13 protein-coding genes and 1 pseudogene are annotated in these 18825 nt (G+C 73.4%); 9 read left to right on the forward strand and 5 right to left on the reverse strand.

All coding sequences use genetic code 11. From position 1 onward, the window contains the following. From ACIP64_RS38425 to ACIP64_RS38435, 3 genes are all read right to left on the reverse strand, one after another. On the reverse strand, window positions 1-850 hold an 850-nt coding region (locus tag ACIP64_RS38425), incomplete at its 3' end, for an IclR family transcriptional regulator (RefSeq protein WP_401596660.1). Window positions 851-906: 56 nt separating this feature from the next. Continuing rightward, window positions 907-1851 carry a hydroxymethylglutaryl-CoA lyase gene (locus ACIP64_RS38430; RefSeq protein WP_401596663.1) on the reverse strand — a complete coding sequence of 315 codons (945 nt, stop codon included), beginning with the start codon at window positions 1849-1851 and terminating at the stop codon, window positions 907-909. Further along, window positions 1852-3081, reverse strand: coding sequence for a CaiB/BaiF CoA transferase family protein (locus ACIP64_RS38435; protein WP_401596666.1), 1230 nt, complete (start codon window positions 3079-3081; stop codon window positions 1852-1854). It lies immediately after the preceding gene. Between the two features lie 290 nt (window positions 3082-3371). Between ACIP64_RS38435 and ACIP64_RS38440 the strand changes: the two genes are divergently transcribed. The 9 genes and pseudogenes from ACIP64_RS38440 to ACIP64_RS38480 form a co-directional block, all read left to right on the forward strand. Beyond that, a complete protein-coding gene (locus ACIP64_RS38440; RefSeq protein WP_401596669.1) occupies window positions 3372-4907 on the forward strand; it encodes a GntP family permease in 1536 nt (511 codons plus the stop codon). A 177-nt stretch (window positions 4908-5084) separates the two neighbouring features. Continuing rightward, window positions 5085-7469, forward strand: a complete 2385-nt coding sequence (locus tag ACIP64_RS38445) for an MFS transporter (RefSeq protein WP_401596671.1) — start codon at window positions 5085-5087, stop codon at window positions 7467-7469. A gap of 190 nt (window positions 7470-7659) precedes the next feature. Then, a complete protein-coding gene (locus tag ACIP64_RS38450) occupies window positions 7660-10179 on the forward strand; it encodes a SpoIIE family protein phosphatase (protein ID WP_401596674.1) in 2520 nt (839 codons plus the stop codon). Between the two features lie 170 nt (window positions 10180-10349). After that, window positions 10350-11183, forward strand: coding sequence for a M55 family metallopeptidase (locus ACIP64_RS38455; RefSeq protein ID WP_401596677.1), 834 nt, complete (start codon window positions 10350-10352; stop codon window positions 11181-11183). Then, the gene (locus ACIP64_RS38460) at window positions 11176-12510 is read left to right on the forward strand and encodes a M20/M25/M40 family metallo-hydrolase (RefSeq protein ID WP_401596680.1); all 1335 of its coding nucleotides are present in this window, start codon (window positions 11176-11178) and stop codon (window positions 12508-12510) included. Before ACIP64_RS38455 ends, ACIP64_RS38460 begins: the two co-directional genes overlap by 8 nt. Beyond that, window positions 12507-14501, forward strand: coding sequence for a prolyl oligopeptidase family serine peptidase (locus ACIP64_RS38465; protein ID WP_401596683.1), 1995 nt, complete (start codon window positions 12507-12509; stop codon window positions 14499-14501). The genes ACIP64_RS38460 and ACIP64_RS38465 overlap by 4 nt, the downstream gene beginning before the upstream one ends. Then, on the forward strand, window positions 14498-15454 hold the full coding sequence (locus ACIP64_RS38470) for an LD-carboxypeptidase (RefSeq protein WP_401596686.1): 957 nt from the start codon (window positions 14498-14500) through the stop codon (window positions 15452-15454). Before ACIP64_RS38465 ends, ACIP64_RS38470 begins: the two co-directional genes overlap by 4 nt. Window positions 15455-15583: 129 nt before the next feature. Further along, window positions 15584-16618: an NAD-dependent epimerase/dehydratase family protein gene (locus ACIP64_RS38475; protein WP_401596689.1), complete on the forward strand. Its 1035-nt coding sequence runs from the start codon at window positions 15584-15586 to the stop codon at window positions 16616-16618. A gap of 110 nt (window positions 16619-16728) precedes the next feature. Then, window positions 16729-16869: pseudogene (locus ACIP64_RS38480) on the forward strand (NAD-dependent dehydratase); the annotation flags it as partial. A gap of 31 nt (window positions 16870-16900) precedes the next feature. On the opposite strand, the gene ACIP64_RS38485 reads toward ACIP64_RS38480, so the two are convergent. Both ACIP64_RS38485 and ACIP64_RS38490 read right to left on the reverse strand, forming a co-directional pair. Next, window positions 16901-18019 carry a sensor histidine kinase gene (locus tag ACIP64_RS38485; protein ID WP_401596691.1) on the reverse strand — a complete coding sequence of 373 codons (1119 nt, stop codon included), beginning with the start codon at window positions 18017-18019 and terminating at the stop codon, window positions 16901-16903. Continuing rightward, window positions 18012-18770, reverse strand: coding sequence for a response regulator transcription factor (locus ACIP64_RS38490; RefSeq protein ID WP_401596694.1), 759 nt, complete (start codon window positions 18768-18770; stop codon window positions 18012-18014). Before ACIP64_RS38490 ends, ACIP64_RS38485 begins: the two co-directional genes overlap by 8 nt. Window positions 18771-18825 lie beyond the last annotated feature (55 nt).

Below are 18825 nucleotides of genomic sequence, written 5' to 3' on the forward strand. Positions count from 1 at the left end.
CAAGGGGCTCAACCGCATCCAGGACGCGGTGCTCGCCCGCCTGGCCGCCGAGACCGAGAAGTAGCCGGCGGGAGCGAACCGCTGTGCCGGGCCGGTAGCCCAGGCAGCGGGAGGCTTCCTCGGCGGCCTCGACGACACCAGGGGCGAGCCGTCCCACATCTGCCGGGGTGAGCCGCTGGGTCGGCGCGCCGATACCGAGGGCGGCCACCACCTCGCCGGTGCTGCCGAAGACCGGCGCGCTGATCGAGGCCGCGCCGATGTCGCGCTCCTCGAAGGTGGCGGAGAAGCCCGTTCTGCGGATCTCCTCCAACTGGTCGTCCAGCAGGTCGATGTCCACCACGGTGCGCGGTGTGTGGCGGGTGAGGCCGTGGCCGACCGCGTCGCGGCGGGCCGTGGGGTCGAAGGCCATGAAGACCTTCCCCGCAGAGCCCGCGTGCAGGGACATCACCATGCCCACCGCGAACATCCGCATCACCACATGGTGCGTCTCGGCGAGCGAGACGACGGTGCGGTGCGCGCCGTCCCGCACATAGAGGCAGGCCGTCTCCCCGCTCCGGTCGCGGAGTTGCTGCAGCGCGGGCCGGGTGAGCCGCACCAGGTCGAGGCCGAAGGTGCCCGGCGCCGCCCACTGCACGAAGTGCAGCCCGATGCGGTAGACGTCCCCGTCGCGGTCGAGGAACCCCTCCCGCAGCAGGTTGTGCACCAGGCGCTGGCAGGTGCTGCCCGGCAGGCCGGTGGCCCGGGTGATCTCCTGCAGATTGAGTTCGGGCCGCTCGATGGTGAAGCACTCCAGGATCTGGCGGATCTTCTGCAGGACCAGCAGTGGCGCGGTCCCCGCCTTCTCGCTCATGGGTATCACCGCGTCTTCCGGGCCGGACGTCCGTCGCGTACGACGGCTACCGTATGTCAGCCGGCCGTCCCCGCCGTCGCGGCGCCCAGGCACAGAGGCACCGGTGCGGAGGACACGGCGGCGAGCGCGGAGTCGAGCCGGTGGCCGAGGAGGATCCGCAGTTGCTCGCGCACCGCGGTGAGGCGGCCGACGTCGATGCCGGTGGCGATGCCCGCGTGATGACAGAGATGGACCAGGTCGTCGGTCCCCAGGTTGCCGGCGGCGCCCGGGGCGAAGGGGCAGCCGCCGATGCCGCCGAGCGCCGCGTCGAAGCGCCGCACGCCCAGCCGGAGCGCCTCCCACACGTTCGCCGGCGCCATGCCGTACGTGTTGTGCAGGTGGAGCCCGAAGGGGAGTTCGGGCAGCGCCTCCCGCACGGCGGTGACGGTGCGGCGGATGTGCAGGGGACCGGCCGCCCCTATGGTGTCGGCGAGATGGAGCACGCGGATGCCGAACCCGGCCAGCCGGCGGGCCGCTGCGACCACCGTGGCCGGGTCCGTCTCACCGTCGTACGGGCAGACGAACGCGGTCGCGATCGTGGCCTCCAGGCGCACACCCGAGTCCGTCAGGATCTCGACGGCCGGAGCCAGCCGGTCCAGGGCCGCGTCCCGGGGCACACCGGCGTTGGCGAGGCTGTGGCCGTCGCTCGCGGAGACCGTGAGCCGGACGTCGCGCGCCCCGGCCTCGACCGCCCGCCGCGCGCCCCGTTCGTTGAACACCAGGGTGTGCAGGGCGACCGACTCGCCGGGCCGCACCCGGGCGAGCAGGAGGCTGGTGTCGGCCATTTGCGGCACCTTGTCGGGGCGGACGAACGATCCGGCCTCCAGTGAGGTCACCCCGGCGTCCAGCAGGCCGTACGCCAGGCGCAGTTTGTCCGCGGTGGGAATCACGACGGGCTCGTTCTGGAGGCCGTCACGGAGCAGGACGTCCGTGATCAGCACATGGTCGGGGGTGCCGGGCATTCACACCACCCCCAGGTCGCGCAGTTCCTGCCGGCGGCCCGCCCCTATGCCGAGTTCGGCCAGGACGGCGTCGGTGTGCTCGCCCAGGTCGGGCCCGAGCCAGCGGGTGCGGCCGGGCGCCTCGGCGAGTTTGGGGACCACGCCGGGGAAGGCCACGTCCTGGTGCCATCCGGGGGCTATGGCGACCCGATGGCGTTCGAGCATGCCGCGTGCCGCGAAGTGCGGGTCCTTGGCGATCTCGGCCGCGGTGAGGATCGGGCCGCAGGGGACGTCTCCGGCGTCCAGCCGCATCAGGACCTGCTCGTGCGGCAGTCCGGCGGTCCAGGCCGCGATGGCCGCGTCGAGCTCGGCGACGTGCCGCACCCGGCCCGCGTTGTCCGCCAGGCGCGGGTCGTCCGCCAGGCCGGGCCGGCCGATGACGGTCATCAGCCGCCGGAAGACGGCGTCACCGTTGCCGCTGATCACCACGTAACGCCCGTCCTGGCACGCGTAGGTGTTGGAGGGCGCGATGCCCGGGAGCGCGCCACCGGTGCGCTCCCGCTCGATCCCGAAGGCGTCGTAGTCGGGCGTCAGGGACTCGGTCAGGGAGTACACGGCCTCGTACAGGGCGACGTCCACGACGTCCCCGCGCCCGGTGGCGGCGCGGCGGTGGAGCGCGGCCAGGGTGCCGACGACGGCGTACAGGCCGGCCACGGAGTCGGCGAGGCTGATGCCGAGCCGGGTGGGGGGCCGGTCGGGATACCCCGTGAGCTGGCGCAGCCCGCCCACCGCCTCCGCGACCCCGCCGAAGCCGGGACGGTCGCGGTACGGCCCGGTCTGCCCGTAGCCGGAGATCCGGGCCAGCACCAGACCGGGGTTGGCGCCGCGCATCCGCTCCTCGCCCAGGCCCCAGCGCTCCAGGGTGCCGGGGCGGAAGTTCTCCAGCACCACGTCGCAGCGGCGGACCAGCGCGAGGGCGATGTCGCGGCCTTCCGGGCGCCCCAGGTCGAGCGTGAGCGACCTCTTGTTGCGGTTCATCGCGCGGAACAGCAGGGAGGTGTCGCCCTCGTGGAGCCGCCACCGGCGCAGTTCGTCGCCGCCGCGCGGCCGTTCGACCTTGACGACGTCGGCCCCGAGATCCGCCATCAAGCGGCCGGCCGAGGGGGCGGCGATGAAGTTGCCCATCTCCAGGACGCGCAGCCCCGCGAGGGGGCCGGGCGCCTCTCCATGACGCGCAGACGATTCGGGCATCTGCGATCACCTCGCAACCCATATCGTGATGTCAACTTCCAGCATGTGGGTCACGAGGCTTCCCGTCAAGAAATCCGTTATATCGCTTCAAATGGGTGCTTACTGAGCTGACAGGACGGGGTATACGGGGTGCCGGCCCATGCATGCGCAATGGATCGCGCAGCGGAGTACCCTCATGATGAGATGCCGTCTCACAGAGAGCCGGTTGTGGACGAGCCCGCCTCCGCACCACGACGGGGCGCCTGGCCGTACTCGCCTTCCCCGGCACCGCGTGTGCAAGGAGCGAGCGGATGTCGCAGATCCCCGTACTGGTCAACACCGGCGTCGCGATCGTCGCCATTGTGGTGCTGATCGTCCGCTTCCGCGTGAACCCCGTGATCTCCCTCGTGGTGGGTTCGCTCTACCTGGGGCTCGCGACCGGGCTCGGGCCCGACAAGACCGTCAGGACCATCACCACCGGCTTCGGCAACATCATGGCCGAGGTGGGCCTGCTGATCGCCTTCGGTGTGCTCATGGGCTCGCTCCTGAAGGAGATGGGTGCCATCGAGCGGCTGGTCGAGCACCTGCTGAGACTCTTCGGCCCCCGGCGGCTGCCGCACTCCATGGCGCTGACCATCGCCACCCTCCTGCAGGCGATCTACCTCGACGTGCTCCTGGTGATCTGCGCGCCGCTGGCCCGCACCGCCTCCCGGCGGATCGGGCCCTGGGGGCCCGCGCGCATGGCCGCCGCCCTGGCGATCGGCCTGGAGAGCGGAATCGTGCTCACGGTGCCGGGTGTCGGGGCGCTCGCCCTGGCCGCCCTGCTGCACGTACCGCTGGGAACGATGCTGCTGTGGGGCCTGGTCCTGGTCGTCCCGACCGTCCTCATTTCCGTGTCGATCATGACGTTCTTCTTCCGGCGGGGCTTCTGGAACAGCGCCACCGACGAGAACACCGCCATGGAGCCCGTTGCGCCCGAACCCCCGAGGACGGCGGAGAGCGAAGCCAAGGAGGACACCAAGGACACCAAGCGGACGGCATGGCCGGTGAGGGTGCGGTCCTTGCCGACGGTCGCCCTCGTGGGCGCCGTCCACGGACCCGGCCGTCCGAGGACGGCGGGGCCGGTCCGGCCCCCGGTGAGCCGGTCAGGCACTTGTCCGGCCGCCGACGCCGAGGGGGCTTCGGTCCCGGTGTTCGCTGACGGTCCGGGCCTGTTCGTCCGCTTCGCCCCGCTCCTGGCCGCCCTGCTGATGATCGCCATCGGCGCGGTCTTCGACGCGCTCGGCGTCAGGAACGCCGTCCTGTCCTTCATTGCCAACCCCGTGGTGGCTCTGCTCACCGGACTCGTCGGTACGGTCCTCGTCGGCAGGGCCGCCGTGGGCAGCGAAGGCGTGGAGCGCGCCGTGGTGCGCGGGTTCAAGGACAGCGGCCAGATCCTCATCCTCACGGCCGTCGGCGGTTCGCTGGCCGCGGTGGTGGCCGCGAGCGGTCTGGGCCACATCCTGCGCGGCTACTTCACCACCGGTGACGTGGCGCCCCTGCTGCTGGTCTGGGCCGTCGCCGCCGTGCTGCACATGGCCATCGGCTCGGTCACCATCTCCGCCATCACGGCCGCCGGCATCCTCGCCCCGATCTCGCCCGCCCTCGGGCTCGACCCGGTTCTGGTCGCGCTCGCCGTGGGCGCCGGCTCGCTCTTCGCCGTGCACGTCACCAGCAACACCTTCTGGCTCCTGCAGTCGCTGATGGGGCAGACCACCCGGGGCACGCTCAAGACGTGCACGGTCGGCGTCTCGGTCGCCTCCGTCGTGGCCGTCCTGCTGCTCCTCCCGCTGAGCCTGCTCCTGTGACGGCGGTCCGCCGACAACCGTGCGCCGACCATCGTCCGCGTCCGGCGACCGCCGCCCCATGGGCACGGGCCTGCGAGTTGGTCACTTGAACGGGTGGTTCTGCACGTCCACGGCGCATTCCCGGGCCTTTTGGTCGTTGTCGAAAGGTCAGGCGCGACGAGGGGAGTGGACACGGCGATGGGCGGCACGATGGCGACGACTCTGACCGATCGGAGCGAACCCCTCGCCGACGAGCCCGGCGCCGGAGCGGGCGCGGGCGCGGACGACGGCGCGTCCTCGGGCCACGGGATTCCCGCCGCCGACCTCACGCCCCGCAGGGTGCGGCTGGTCTTCCTGGGGCTCATGCTGACCCTGCTGCTCGCGGCGCTCGACCAGATGATCGTGGCGACCGCGCTCCCCAAGATCGTCGGGGAACTGCACGGGCTGGACCGGATGTCGTGGGCCGTGACGGCCTATCTGCTCGCCTCGACCATCGGGCTGCCGCTGTACGGCAAGCTGGGCGACCTCTTCGGACGCAAGATCGTTTTCCAGTTCGCCATCGTCGTCTTCGTCATCGGCTCCGCGCTGGCCGGCTGGTCGCGCACCATGAACGAGCTCATCGCCTTCCGCACCGTGCAGGGCATCGGCGGCGGCGGCCTGATGATCGGCGTGCAGGCGATCATCGCGGACATCGTCCCGCCCCGGCAGCGCGGCCGCTACATGGGCCTGATCGGCGCCGCGTTCGGTCTGGCGTCAGTGGCGGGACCGCTGCTCGGCGGCTTCTTCACCGACCACGCCTCGTGGCGCTGGTGCTTCTACATCAACGTGCCCTTCGGACTGCTGACCCTCGCCATGATCGCCGTCGTGCTGCGGCTGCCCCGGCCCGCGGTGCGGCCGAGGCTGGACGTGCTCGGGGCGCTGCTACTGGCCGTGGGCTCCACCTGCGCGGTCCTGCTGACGAGTTGGGGCGGCAGCACCTACGCGTGGGACTCGGACGTCGTGATCGGACTGGGCGCCGGAGCGGCGCTCTGCGCGGTGCTCTTCGTGGTGGTGGAACGGTTCGCTGTGGAACCGGTCATCCCCCTGCGGCTGTTCCGCGACGGGATCTTCACGGTGTCGGCCCTCATCGGCGCCGTCACCGGCGTCGGGCTCTTCGGCGCGGCCAGCTACCTGCCCACCTTCCTGCAGATGGTGAACGGGGTCAGCGCCACCGAGTCCGGGCTGCTGATGCTCCCCATGATGCTGGGCGTCGTCCTGGCCTCGGTCGTCTCCGGACAGCTCATCAGCCGTACCGGCCGCTACAAGGTCTTCCCCCTGCTCGGCGGAGCGCTGTCGGTGCTCGGCATGTGGCTGCTCTCGCGGCTGGACATCGACACCCCGCGTGCCGAGTACAGCGTCTACATGGCGGTCCTGGGACTCGGCATCGGCCTGGTGCTGCCCGTGCTGATCCTGGCCGTGCAGAACTCGGTGCGCCCTGCTGACCTTGGCGCTGCCACCAGCGCCAACAACTACTTCCGGCAGATCGGCGGTTCGGTCGGCGCCGCCGTCTTCGGCACCCTGTTCGCCAACCGCCTCGCGGACCGGCTGGCCGAGGGTCTGCCGCGCGGCTCCGCACTGCCCGACGCGCAGTCGATCACACCGCAGATGGTGCACGCGATGCCGGCCGCGTTGCGCGACGCCTATGTGCAGGCGTACGCCACCGCGATGCCGCGCATCTTCCTCTACCTGGTGCCCGTCCTGGCGACCGGATTCCTGCTCGCCTTCCTCCTGAAAGAGAAACCCCTGGTGACCCAGCACGTCCCCACCGCCCGCAAGGCCGACCTCGCAGGTGTCCCGGTGTGCGGAACGGTCCAGCACGCCGACGGCAGCACCGTGGGGCGGGCCGCGCTCACCCTCATCGATGTGACCGGGCGTCAGGTCGGTCGCGGCGCCACAGGGGACGACGGCCGGTACGCGCTGAGCACACCGGGCGGCGGCAGTTATGTGCTGATCGCGGCGGCCGGGGGACACCAGCCGCAGGCCGTGAGCGTCACCGTCGGCGAGCGTGCGGTGGAACTGGACGTCGTGCTCGGCGGCGCCGGGCGGCTCGCCGGGATCGTGCACACCGCCGACGGCACCCCGGTGCGCGAGGCGACGGTGACCCTCACGGACGCCGGGGGCGACGTCGTGGCCAGCACGCGGACCGGCCGCGACGGCGACTACACCCTCACCGAGCTGATCGCCGGCGAGTACACGCTCGCGGCCAACGCCCCCGCGTACCGGCCCGCGGCGCTCCCGGTCTCCGTCCAGGCCGCCCGGGAGACCCGGCAGGACGTCGAACTCGCGGGTGGCGCGATGCTGCGCGGCACCGTGCGCGCCCCCGGCGGGCGGCCGGTGGAGGACGCACGGGTCACGCTCCTGGACGCGGCGGGCAATGTCCTGGACACCGTCACAACCGGGGCGGACGGCACCTTCCGCTTCGTGGACCTGGCCGCGGGGGAGTACACGGTGATCGCCTCCGGCTACCCGCCGGTGGCCACCGTCCTCCGCCTCGCGGGCGGCGGACGCGCCGAGCGCGACGTGCTCCTCGGCTACGAGGACTGACGCGCGGGTTCCTTCGTCAGTGACGTTCTGTCAATTTCACATTGGAGTACGCAAGTTTGCCGCAATGACGCGCGCGGCACCCGGTGGCGGTCGTACCGTGGTGGCGGAGCCGCAGATCATGCGCGGGGCGCCGACCACGCCCGGCCGCGATCGGTGTCCGGCACCACAGGGGAAGGAGCCGAAGCGCGTCATGGAACGTCGCACCCCGCTCGGGGAGGGCAGCCGTCCGGCGCTGCCGCCGCAGCGTACGGGCCTTTCGGGACGCATTCCGCTCGCCGTGGTCGTCGTGGACCGCGACGGGCTGGTCTCCCACTGGAGCACAGGTGCCCGCAAACTCTTCGGCAGCACACGCGAGCAGGCGATCGGCCGCTCCGCCATCGACCTGCTGCCGGTCTCCGGTGCCCTCGGCGACGGCGCGGGCGGTCCCTACGGCACGGACACCGTCAGCGGCGCCGCCTACGGGCCCGGTTCCCTCGGCCCCTACGAGGGTCCCGACCTCGACGCCTCACTGAGCGGTGAGACCTCCTACCCCACCGCGGGGCGCGCACGTCTCAACCGCAGCCATGACACCGTTGTCGACGACGCCCCGGTGGACGTGCTCTGGTGGTCCTACCCCCTGGTCGGGCCGGGGCCCGAGACGCTCCTCGTACTCGCCGCCGACGCAGCCCAATTGCATGTCGAGGCCGGTCAGGAGGCAGAAGCCGGCGGCGAGTTCGAGCGGATCGCCCCCGGCTTCGCCCTGCACACCGAATTCCCCGGCGCCGAGGGACTCGCCAAGCGGCTGCCGGAGATCCTGCCCAGCATGGGCGTCGCCGAGAGCGGCCGGATCGTCTCCCAGGTCCTGGAACTCGGCTACCCCGTCCTGGAGATCAGCCGGCACGACCGCGTCCCGGTCACCCCCGACTGGGGCGTGCCCCGCAGGGCCGAGCGCCGCGCCGACGGGCTGCGCGCCGCCCGCGAGGCCGCCGCCGACCCGCGGGCCGCCGCGGCCGAGGACGTGGAACCGGACATCGAGTACGCAGCCGTCCGCGAACGCCTGGAGTTCCTCAACGAGGTCAGCGGCCGCATCGGCAGCTCCCTGGACCTGTCCCGCACGATCCAGGAGGTCAGCGCCGCCGTGGTGCCGCGCTTCACGGACGTGGCGGCCACCTATCTGCGCGCACAGGTGCCGGCGGGCGAGGGCTTCCCCGACGGGCCGCCGGACGTCACGACCGTGTGGTACCAGGTCGCCGTGGAGCACACCGACGAACCCGGCCGCTGGGACGACGTCGTGCCGGTCGGCGAGTCGACCACCTTCCCCGAGCACACCCCCTTCTTCCAGTGCATGACGAGCGGCCAGCCGGTCCTCGTGCCCAGGATCACCGAGCCCATGGGCGAGGAGATCGCCGCGCAGTTCGAGAAGCGCGACATCCGGCCGCTCATCACCGGCCGGTCGATGCTGGTGGTGCCGCTCAAGGCGCGTGACGTGGTGCTCGGCTTCGTGATCCTGCTGCGCCACCGCGAGCGGCCGCCGTTCAACGACATGGACCGTGTGACCGGCGCCGAACTGGCCGCCCGGGCCGGTCTCGTGCTCGACAACGCCCGCATGTACACGTATCAGGAGAACATCGCCGACACCCTCCAGGCCGGCATGCTGCCGCAGATCACGGCACGCATGCCCGGCTGCGACGTGGTGACCCGCAGCCGGCCGGGCAACGGGCGGGGACGCGCCGGCGGCGACTGGTTCGACGCCATCAAGCTCCCCGGCTCCCGGGTGGCGCTGGTCGTCGGCGACGTCATGGCGCACGGACTCCACGCGACCGCCATGATGGGGCAGTTGCGCACCGCCGTGCAGACCATGGCCGCGCTGGACCTGCCGCCCGCGCAACTGCTGCGCAGCCTCGACGACCTCGCCCAGCGGCTCGGCGAGAACTACCTGGCCACCTGCTCGTACGTGGTGTACGACCCGGTCCACGGCGAACTGTCGATCGGCAACGCCGGACACACCCCGCCCGTGCTGGTGCGTGCCGGGGACGGCCGCGCCGAGCTGCTGGACGTGCCCACGGGCGCGCCGATCGGCATCGGCGGCGTGGCCTTCGAGACGGTCCGGGTGCCGGTCGCGCCGGGGGACCGGCTGCTGCTGTGCACCGACGGACTGGTGGAGGCGCGCGACCAGGACACGGGCACGGGACTGGCGGCGCTGTGCGAGAGCGCCACACGCGAGGCCTCCTCGATGGACGACGCGTGCGACACGGTCATCCGCGCGCTGGGCCGGCCCGGCGGCCGCACGGACGACACCGCCCTGCTGATGGCCCGCCTCGGCGGCATCGCACGGGAGGACGTCGTCACCTGGCAGCTCGCCCTCGACACGCGCGAGGTGCGACGGGCCCGTGCGCTCACGCGCGACACCCTGGAGCGCTGGGGCGCGCCGGAGGCCGCCGAGACCGCCGCGCTGCTGGTCGGCGAGGTCGTCACCAACGCCGTACGGCACGCGCACACGCGCCACGTCGAACTGCGGCTGGTGCGCGCGGACGCGTTGCTGTGCGAGGTCACCGACGACGACCACGCCCTGCCCGTTCTGCTCGGCTCGGGCCCGGAGGAGGAGCGGGGCCGCGGGCTGCGCATCGTCAGCCGGCTGGCGCGGGAATGGGGCGCGAGCCGCACGGCGCAGGGCAAGACGGTCTGGTTCGAGCAGCAGCTGCCGTGCCGGAGCGCCGCCGCGCGGACGTGACCGACGTGACGGATGTCGGGGCACGACACGCTCGCCAGGCTCGGTTCCTCCCGCGGCCGGGACGGGCCGGCGATGCCGGCCGGGGCCGATCGGGGGTTGCCGCGGGAAGTTTTCCACAGGCCGGGTGGGGGCCTGGTGTGCGCCGATGACCTTGCGTAACGTTCCGTGGCATGAAGATCCTGATCAGCGCGGACATGGAAGGCGCCACCGGGGTGACCTGGCCCGGTGACGTCGTGCCCGGCAGCGGGCAGTGGGAACGCTGCCGGCACCTGTTCACCTCGGACGTGAACGCGGCGGTCGCCGGCTTCTTCGACGGCGGGGCCGACGAGGTCGTGATCAACGAGGCGCACTGGAGCATGCGCAATCTGCTGCTGGAGCAACTGGACGAGCGGGCCCAGTTGCTCACCGGCCGCCACAAGGACCTGTCCATGGTGGAGGGCGTCCAGCACGGTGACGTGGACGGGGTGGCCTTCGTCGGCTACCACACGGGCGCGGGAACGGAAGGCGTGCTCGCCCACACCTACCTCCCCAACTCCATCACCGGTGTGTGGGTCAACGGCGACCGGGCGAGCGAGGGGTGGCTGAACTCCCTGGTCGTCGAGGAGTACGGGGTGCCGGTCGTCCTGGTCACCGGCGACGACCGCACCGCGCTGGACGCCCACCGCTACGCGCCGTCGGCGCGGACGGTGGCCGTCAAGGACTACGTGTCGCGCTACGCGGCGGTGTGCCGGCCGCCGGCCCGTACCGCGGCGGACATCCGGGCGGCGGCCAAGGACGCGGTCGGCGTCGCGGTACGGCACGAACCGGCCCAGGCCGGGCCGTTCGCGATCGAGCTCGAACTGGACGCGGAGCACCTGGCGGGCGCGGCGGCCATCGTGCCCGGCGTCGAGCGCACGGGTGAGCGCCGCGTCGCGTACACCTCACCGACCATGTACGAGGGGATCCGCTGCTTCAAGGCCGTGACCACCCTCGTCTCGTCAGCAGTGGAGGAGCAGTATGGCTGACACCCAGGCACTCGACGAGGCGGTCCGCTTCACCTCGGAACTGATCCGGATCGACACCACCAACCACGGCGGCGGGCAGGGCAACGAGCGTCCGGCGGCGGAGTACGCGGCCGGGCTGCTCGCCGAGGCCGGCGTCGAGGCGGCCGTCCTGGAGTCCGCTCCCGGGCGGGCGAACGTGGTGGCGCGCATCGAGGGCACCGGGGCGGGCGCCGACGGCGCCCTGCTGGTCCACGGGCATCTCGACGTCGTGCCCGCGCAGGCCGAGGACTGGAGCGTGCACCCCTTCTCCGGGGAGGTGCGCGACGGGGTGGTCTGGGGCCGCGGCGCCATCGACATGAAGAGCACCGTCGCCATGGTGCTGGCCACGGTGCGCTCGTGGTCACGCGAGGGCGTGCGCCCCGCACGGGACATCGTGCTGGCGCTGACCGCCGACGAGGAGGACAGCGCGGCCTACGGATCGGGCTTCCTCGCCGACCGGCACCCCGGGCTCTTCCACGACTGCACGGAAGGCATCAGCGAGTCGGGCGGCTTCACCTTCCATGCCGGACCCGGCAAGCGCATCTACCCCGTCGCGGCCGGGGAGCGCGGCACGGCCTGGCTGAAGCTGACCGCGGACGGCAGGGCCGGCCACGGCTCCAAGGTGAACCGGACCAACGCCGTGACGCGTCTCGCCTCGGCCGTCGGCCGCATCGGTGAGCACCACTGGCCGGTGCGGATCACCCCCACCGTCCGGGCCGCCCTGACCGAACTGGCCGCGCTCTACGGCGTCGAGCCCGACTTCGCGGACGTGGACGGCCTGCTCACCAAGCTCGGCACCGCGGCCGCGCTGGTCGAGCCGGTTATCCGCAACAGCGCCAACCCGACGATGCTGGAGGCCGGGTACAAGATCAACGTCATTCCCGGCCATGCGACCGCCCACGTCGACGGACGCGTGCTGCCGGGCGGCGAGGAGGAGTTCGCGGCCACCATGGACGAACTCACCGGCCCGGACGTGCGGTGGGAGTACCACCACCGGGAGATCCCCCTGGAAGCTCCCGTCGACAGCCCGGTCTTCGCGGCGATGCGCGAGGCCCTGGTGCACTTCGACCCCGGGGCACACGTCGTGCCCTTCGTGATGGGCGGCGGGACCGACGCCAAGCAGTTCTCCCGCCTGGGCATCACCGGGTACGGCTTCTCCCCGCTCCGGTTGCCCGAGGGCTTCGACTACGCGGGCATGTACCACGGCGTCGACGAGCGCGTTCCCGTCGACGGCCTGCACTTCGGCGTCCAGGTCCTGGACCGGTTCCTGCTCGGCGCGCACACCCCGGCCACCGGAGGAGAACGATGAACCCGACACCGCGCACCGCACCGTACGGTGCCTGGGAGTCGCCGGTCGACGCCCGCACCGCCGCCGCCCACGACGGCCGCCCGGAGTTCCCCGGCTTCGTCGGCGAGGAGGTGTGGTGGACCGAGCCCCGCCCCGCGGAGGGCGGCCGGCGCGCACTGGTGCGCCGGCTCGCCGACGGCCGCACGGAGTCACCGCTGCCCGCGCCGTGGAACGTCCGCACCCGCGTCATCGAGTACGGGGGCCGGGCCTGGGCGGGCACGACGGTCGCGTCCGGTCCGCTGATCGTCTTCGCCCACTTCGCCGACCAGCGGCTCTACGCCTACGAGCCCGGGTCGGCCGACGCGGTGCCCCGGCCGCTGACCCCCCTCTCCCCGGTGGGCGACGGCCTGCGCTGGGCCGACCCCCAGATCCACCTCGACCGCGGTGAGGTCTGGTGCGTACTGGAGGAGTTCACCGGTGACGGCCCCGTCGACGTGCGGCGAGTGCTCGCGGCCGTGCCGCTGGACGGCTCCGCCGCGGAGTCCCGGGACGCCGTGCGCGAACTGTCCGACGACACACACCGCTTCGTGACCGCGCCCCGGCTCTCCCCGGACGGACGGCAGGCCGTCTGGATCGCCTGGGACCACCCGCGCATGCCCTGGGACGGCACCGAGCTCATGCTCGCGGAGGTCGCGGCCGACGGCACCTTCGGCGCCGCGCGCTCGGTCATCGGCGGACCCGCCGAATCGGTCGCGCAGGCCGAGTGGGCTGCGGACGGGACGCTGCTGGCCGCCACCGACCGCACGGGCTGGTGGAATCTGCACCGGGTCGACCCCGCCACCGGCACGGCCGTCAACCTCTGCCCCCGGGAGGAGGAGTTCGCCGGGCCCGCCTGGCAGATGGGGGCACGCTGGTTCGCGCCGCTGGACAGCGGCACGGTCGCCGTGCTCCACGGGCGCGGGGCGCAGCGGCTCGGGATACTCGAGCCGGCCACCGGTGAACTCGCCGACGTGCCGGGCCCGTGGAGCGAGTGGACCAGTCCCCTCGCGTCGTCCGGGACGCGGGTCATCGGTGTGGCGGCCTCGGCGCGCACTTCCTTCGAGGTCGTCGAACTCGACACGTGCACGGGCCACAGCCGCGTCGTCGGCGCCGCCCACGAGGACGTCGTGGACCCGGCGTTCGTGCCCGAACCCGTCGAGCGGGTCTTCACCGGGCCCGGCGGGCGGGAGATCCACGCCCAGGTGTACCCGCCGCGCAACCCCGGTTTCGCGGCGCCCGAGGGCGAACTGCCGCCCTACGTGGTGTGGGTGCACGGCGGGCCCACCAGCCGCACCCCGCTCGTGCTCGACCTGGAGATCGCCTACTTCACCTCCCGCGGCATCGGCGTCGTCGAGGTCAACCACGGCGGCTCCACCGGCTACGGGCGTGCCTACCGGGAAAGGCTGCGGGGGCAATGGGGCCTTGTCGACGTGGCGGACTGCGCCGCCGTCGCCGAGGCGCTGGCCGCCGAGGGCATCGCGGACCGGGCCCGGCTCGCCATTCGCGGCGGCAGCGCCGGCGGCTGGACCAGTGCGGCGTCGCTGACGACCACCGACGTCTACGCGTGCGGTGTCATCCGGTACCCCCTGCTCGACCTCACCGGCTGGGCCGCGGGCGGTGAGACCCATGACTTCGAGTCGCAGTACCTGGACTCGCTCGTCGGCGCGTGGGCCGAGGTCCCGGACCGCTACCGCGAGCGGTCGCCGATCACCCACGCCGACCGGCTCACGGCGCCCTTCCTCCTCCTGCAGGGCACAGACGACGTGATCTGCCGGCCCGTGCAGTGCGAGCGCTTCCTCGACCGCGTCGCCGGGCGCGGAATCCCGCACGCCTACCTGCTGTTCGAGGGCGAGGGTCACGGCTTCCGGCGCGAGGACACGCTCATCACCTCACTGGAGGCCGAACTCGCCCTCTACGGGCAGGTCCTCGGCTTCACCCCGCCCGGTGTACCCCCTCTGGAGCTCGGCAAGTGACATCTCCCCGTCCCCCGCGTCCCCTCGCCCCCCTGGTCCGTCCGCGCCGGCTCGTACCGGGCGACCGCGTCGCCGTCGTCGCCCCCAGCGGGCCGGTGCCCGCGGAACGGCTGGAGGCGGGCCTGGCCGTCCTCCGTGACTGGGGGCTCGACCCGGTGGTGGCACCGCACGTGCTGGACCGCCGGCCCGGATTCCCCTACCTCGCGGGGGAGGACGCCGCCCGGGCCGAGGACCTCCAGCAGGCGTGGTGCGACCCCGGCGTGGCCGCCGTCCTGTGCGCACGCGGCGGCTACGGGGTCCAGCGGATGACCGACCTGCTGGACTGGGACGCCCTGCGGGCGGCCGGCCCGAAGGTGCTGCTCGGCTTCAGCGACATCACCGCGCTGCACGAGGCCTTCGCCCTCCGGCTGGGCCTGGCCACCCTGCACGGCACGATGGTCGCGGCCCAGGCGTTCATCAAGGACGAGCCGACCCGCGACCACCTCCGGGCGACGCTTTTCGCGCCGGAGACCGTGCGGGTGCTCGGGTCCGCCGACGCGTGCACGCTCGTCCCCGGTACGGCACGCGGGATCACGGTCGGCGGCTGCCTCTCCCTGCTGGCCGCGGGGATCGGCACCCCCGACGGCCGCTCCGAACTGACCGGCGGCATCCTGCTGCTGGAGGACATCGGTGAGGAGCCGTACCGCATCGACCGCATGCTGACGCAGCTGCTCCGCTCCGGCCTCCTGGACGGCCTCGCCGGCATCGCCCTCGGCTCCTGGCAGGACTGCGGCCCCTACGAGCGGGTCCGCGAGGTGCTGCGCGACCGGCTGGGCGGGCTGGGCGTACCGGTCGTGGAGGAACTCGGGTTCGGCCACGGCGACAGGAGCCTCACCGTGCCGCTGGGCGTGCCCGCCGTGCTCGACGCGGACGCCGGCACGCTGACCCTGGAGGTGCCCGCCCTCGACCGGTGACGGCTGCGCCGGGGCCGCGCGGCGGGGGCCGGTGCGGCGCCGCTCCCAGATGCCCCGGAAGCTTACGAACCCCTGACGGCCGCGCGCGTCCGGGCGGGGCCGGGCCTGCCAGGACCTACGGTCGACAGCATGCTGGTACTTGTCACGGGCGGCGCGGGCTTCATCGGCTCCCACATCGTCACCGCCCTCCTCGAAGACGGCCACGGAGTCAGGATCCTGGACCGCGCGGACGGCCCCGCGCCCGAAGGGACCGAGCTGCTGCGCGGCGACGTCCGCGACCCCGCGGCCGTGGCCGAAGCGCTGCGCGGCGTCGACGCCGTGTGCCACCAGGCCGCCATGGTCGGCCTCGGCAAGGACTTCGCCGACGCTCCGGACTACGTGGCCTGCAACGACCTCGGCACCGCGGTGCTGCTGGCGGCCATGGCCGGGGCCGGCGTGCGCGAACTGGTGCTCGCGGGCTCGATGGTGGTCTACGGGGAGGGCCGCTACACCTGTGAGCGGCACGGCCTCGTCCGCCCCGGTCCGCGGCGGCCGGAGGACCTCGCCGCGGGGCGCTTCGAGCCCCCGTGCCCGCAGTGCGGCGAGCCGTTGCGCCCCGGTCTCGTCGAGGAGGACGCCCCCGCGGACCCGCGCAACGTCTACGCGACCACCAAGCTCACCCAGGAGCACCTGGCCGCCTGCTGGGCACGCGCCGTGGGGGGCCGGGCGGTCTCCCTGCGCTACCACAACGTCTACGGCCCGGGCATGCCCCGCGACACCCCCTACGCCGGAGTCGCCGCGCTTTTCCGCTCCGCCCTGGCGCGCGGCGAGGCCCCCCGCGTCTTCGAGGACGGTGGCCAGCGGCGGGACTTCGTGCACGTCCGCGACGTCGCGGCGGCGAACGCGACCGCTCTTGCGACTGTTCGCGCCGCCGGGGACTCCGGTGGCGCCGTCGGTACGCTGCGTGCCTACAACGTGGGCAGTGGCGAGCCCCGCACTGTCGGCGATCTGGCCCGTGCGCTGTCTGCGGCGTGCGGTGGGCCGGAGCCGGTGACCACCGGTGAGTACCGGCTCGGCGACGTTCGGCACATCACGGCTTCGTCGGCCCGGTTGCGCGACGAGCTCGGGTGGACGCCGGGTGTCCGGTTCGCCGAAGGGATGGCGGAGTTCGCCGCGGGGGCGTGAGCCGCATGGTGCCGGCTGCCACGTCCGCGATGCCGCGGCGGCGAGCGCCACCGCTCTCGCGGTGTCCGCGCACTGTCGGCGATCTGGCCCGTGCGCTGTCGGTGGCGTGTGGCGGGCCGGGACCGGTGACCACCGGTGAGTACCGGCTCGGCGACGTCCGGCACATCACCGCTTCGTCGGCCCGGTTGCGTGACGAGTTCGGGTGGACACCGGGTGTCCGGTTCGCCGACGGGATGGCGGAGTTCGCCGCGGGGGCGTGAGCCGCACGGTGCCGCCGGACCTTCACCCCGCCAGCGGGAGCACCACCTCGAAGCGGCAGCCGCCGGGGACGTTGCGCACCGCCGCCCGCCCGTCGTGGGCCTCGACGATGCCGCGCACGATGGCGAGCCCGAGACCGGCTCCCGCGGGCGGTGTGCGCGCGTCGGTGCCGCGCCAGCCGGTGTCGAAGACGCGCGGCAGGTCCTCGGCCGGGATGCCGCCGCAGCCGTCCGTCACCGACAGCACGACAACGTCCTCCGCGCGGTGCGCCGCGACCGCGACGGTCCCGTCGGCCGGGGTGCGGTGGATGGCGTTGACCAGCAGATTCGCCAGGACGCGGGTCATCTCCCGGCCGTCGACCTCCACCGGCACCGGGTCGCGGACGCCGTCATGGCCCCCGACGAGCAGCACCCCGTGCTCGCGGGCGAGGGCGTCCGCTCCGGCGAGGGCGTCGTCCACGAGGTCGTGGACGGACATGCGGGTCGGCGCGAGGGCGAGCACGCCCGCCTGGATGCGGGAGAGTTCGAAGAGGTCGCCGACCATGCCGGAGAGCCGTTCGACCTCGCCGCGGATCCGGCGGTGGTAGCGGGCCGGGTCGTCCACGACCCCGTCCTCGAGGGCCTCGGCCATGGCCCGCAGACCGGCGAGCGGGGTGCGCAGGTCGTGCGAGATCCAGGCGACGAGCTCGCGCCGGGAGGACTCCAGGGCGCGTTCGCGCTCGCGGGAGGCGGTGAGTTTGGCGCTTGTGGCGGCCAGTTCGCGCCCGAGGGCCGCGAGTTCGGCGGTGGGTGCCGCGGCGGGCGCCGAGAAGCCGCCGCCGTCCCCGAGGACGCGGGTGGCCTCGGTCAGGGCACGGCTGCCCGCGACGACCCACCGCCCCAGGAGCAGCGCGACGGTCAGGGAGACGGCCGCCGCGATGGCGCAGACGGTCGTGACCACGCCCAGGTCGTGCGAGGACAGGAACATCGCCCAGGCGACCGACAGCGTCCCGGCGAGCATCGCGCCCACCGCCACGGAGGCCACCACCGCGAGGGACAGGGCCAGCGAACGGCGCCGCAGCAGACGCAGGGCGAAGGCACCGAGCAGTCCGGCGGCGGCCGCGCCGAGGGCGGCGTATGCGGCGATGAGCAGCAGGTCATGCATCGGCGGGCTCCGTGGCGGACGCGGTGGGCGGGTCGAAGCGGTAGCCGACGCCCCAGACGGTACTGATCAGCCGGGGCCGGGCCGGGTCGTCCTCGATCTTCTCGCGCAGCCGGCGCACATGGACGGTGACGGTCGACAGGTCGCCGAACTCCCACCCCCACACGCGGTGCATGAGCTCCTCGCGGCCCACGACCCGGCCGGGGTGCTGGAGGAAGAACGCCATCAGTTCGAACTCCCTCATGGTGAGGGCGAGTTCGACGCCGTCGCGGGTCGCGCGGCGGGCGGCCGGGTCGAGGGTGAGCCGCCCGGACCGCAGCAGCGCGCCGGCGCCGGGGCCGCCCCCCGCACCGGCCGCGGCCTCGCGGCGGGTGCCCGCGCGGCGCAGCACCGATTCGACGCGCAGCACCAGTTCGCGCGGGCTGAACGGCTTGGTGACGTAGTCGTCCGCGCCGACCTCCAGACCGAGGATGCGGTCGTCCTCGTCGCCGCGCGCCGTGAGCATGACGACCGGCACCTCGCCGTGGTCGGCGCGGATGCGGCGGCACACCTCCAGCCCGTCCAGGCCGGGCAGCATCAGGTCGAGGACGACGAGGTCGGGCCGGGCGGCCGCGGCGCCGGCGAGCGCCGCGTGGCCGTCCGCGGCGCGGTCGACGACGAAGCCCGCGCGGACGAGGTAGCCGGTCACGACCTCGGCCACGGTGGGGTCGTCGTCCACCACGAGGACACGGGCGGGGGATGCGTCGCTGGTCACGCCCCGAGTGTCGCACCGGGCAGGTGCCGGACGGGTGGGCCGGTGGCCCCCACAG

The sequence above is a fragment of the Streptomyces sp. NPDC088733 genome, from assembly GCF_044751185.1.
Classification (GTDB): domain Bacteria; phylum Actinomycetota; class Actinomycetes; order Streptomycetales; family Streptomycetaceae; genus Actinacidiphila.